Here is a 1,425-nt window from a genome sequence, read left to right on the forward strand (position 1 = left end):
CTCAGCCCGTGCTTGCGGCACAGGTCCGCCACCGCCACGCCCGCCTCCTGCTCGCGCAGGATCCCGATGATCTGTTCTTCCGTGAACCGTGATCGAGTTTCAGGGGGTCACGTCACCATCAGCACCAGGCCGGACAGCGGACATTCGCCGTGTCTCAATCCGGAGCCGGCGCCAAGTTCGCTTCCCGACCCATAGCGGAAGTCGCTGGCGTCTATTCCGGCGGATCCCCTTTCCCTATTGCCCAGAGGTAGGTCTGGCAACCCGAACTAAAGGACGGCGACGGGTTGCTGCACTCGCTGGCCTTGGTGACCTTTCGGCGGACAGCCCAGCGCCAGCCGGCGAAATGACCGCTGCAATCGCCGGTGCATCGGCTCTCTCCCGCAAAGATCAGGACCTGATCGCCAGGGATCATCGAGCGGCGGACGGTGGGCTCTAGCCTGCCGATCACTGACCGTGCGCTGGCAGCTTCACGAGCGAAGCCGTAAGCAGCGAATGCTGAAACAGCGGCAATGACTAAGCAAGAGAACGCAGCGATCCTGTAGCCTTCTACAAGCTTCACAAGGCGATCGTCATTTTGTCGGTCCATGCCCTCATCCCCAGGCCGCTCGTTTCTATCTCACCTCCGGCTTCCGATGGCCACGAGGTAAGCGCGGCTTTCCCACCCCTAGCTGACGCTTCCAACATCCGCCCCGGGGCGCCCAAGCTGAAGGGCAGCCTTCGGCATCGGCACGAAGTTTCGGAGCCGACCCATTGTGGTCATTTCCGAACTGGCAAAGGATGGGGCCAGATATCTGAGTACAAGCTCAAACTGACCAAGAACAAAGGAATTGCAAAATGAAGCTGGCCGCCGCAGCAGGTTTGATCTTTGCAATCGCCGGGCCGGTGAACGCAGCTGATGAACCGGTGAGCATCTACGCGGCAGCGCAAGAGTATCAGGCGTTCTACCCGGTAGGCTTCGCGACTGTTGATGACAGGCGATTGGATTTCTATGTGATGGGTACGTTATCGGTAAAATCGGAGGTTATTGCCCGCGGTGCGATCCTGGTGAATACGGCTACGGGGAAAGGCGAGCACATACAGATCGTTGAGCTCCAATCCGTCGCCTGTAGTCGCGAGACAATCCAACCAACTTACCGTTTGGTGCTGAACTCGAAGGGCCAGATGCTACAGGGAAGCGGGCCGGTTGCGAGCGAAGGCGATGAAGCGCAATCGCTTCTTCCACCGGAAGCTATGGCGCGAACGATCGAGATTTTGTGCCATGCAGCAAAGCCAACTAACGTTTTGGAGAACCGCACGCTAGCGGACTTCCGTTAGCCACCCACAACGGGCCGTCGGAAGGTCTGCTCCCAGGCGGTGACGTCAAGGGTCCGCTTCCGGCGCAAGCGTCAATTCCCATTTTCGACCCTAGTCGTTGGGAATGCCCGC

The 1,425-nt window shown here is 59.4% G+C and carries 2 protein-coding genes and 1 pseudogene; 1 reads left to right on the forward strand and 2 read right to left on the reverse strand.

Annotated features, from left to right (window positions below; all coding sequences use genetic code 11):
• Positions 1–95, reverse strand: a pseudogene (locus tag BM066_RS25735) (transposase); the annotation flags it as partial.
• Between the two features lie 116 nt (positions 96–211).
• Positions 212–586: a hypothetical protein gene (locus tag BM066_RS26265; protein WP_143093829.1), complete on the reverse strand. Its 375-nt coding sequence runs from the start codon at positions 584–586 to the stop codon at positions 212–214.
• Between the two features lie 248 nt (positions 587–834).
• Between BM066_RS26265 and BM066_RS26270 the strand changes: the two genes are divergently transcribed.
• Positions 835–1,314: a hypothetical protein gene (locus tag BM066_RS26270; protein ID WP_026176475.1), complete on the forward strand. Its 480-nt coding sequence runs from the start codon at positions 835–837 to the stop codon at positions 1,312–1,314.
• Positions 1,315–1,425: the final 111 nt, after the last annotated feature.

The sequence above is a fragment of the Caulobacter sp. UNC279MFTsu5.1 genome, assembly GCF_900114015.1.
Lineage (GTDB): Bacteria > Pseudomonadota > Alphaproteobacteria > Caulobacterales > Caulobacteraceae > Caulobacter.

Coding starts and splice junctions, on each gene's coding strand:
- BM066_RS26265 (WP_143093829.1), bottom strand. CDS start 586: ATGGACCGACAAAATGACGATCGCCTTGTGAAGCTTGTAGAAGGCTAC.
- BM066_RS26270 (WP_026176475.1), top strand. CDS start 835: ATGAAGCTGGCCGCCGCAGCAGGTTTGATCTTTGCAATCGCCGGGCCG.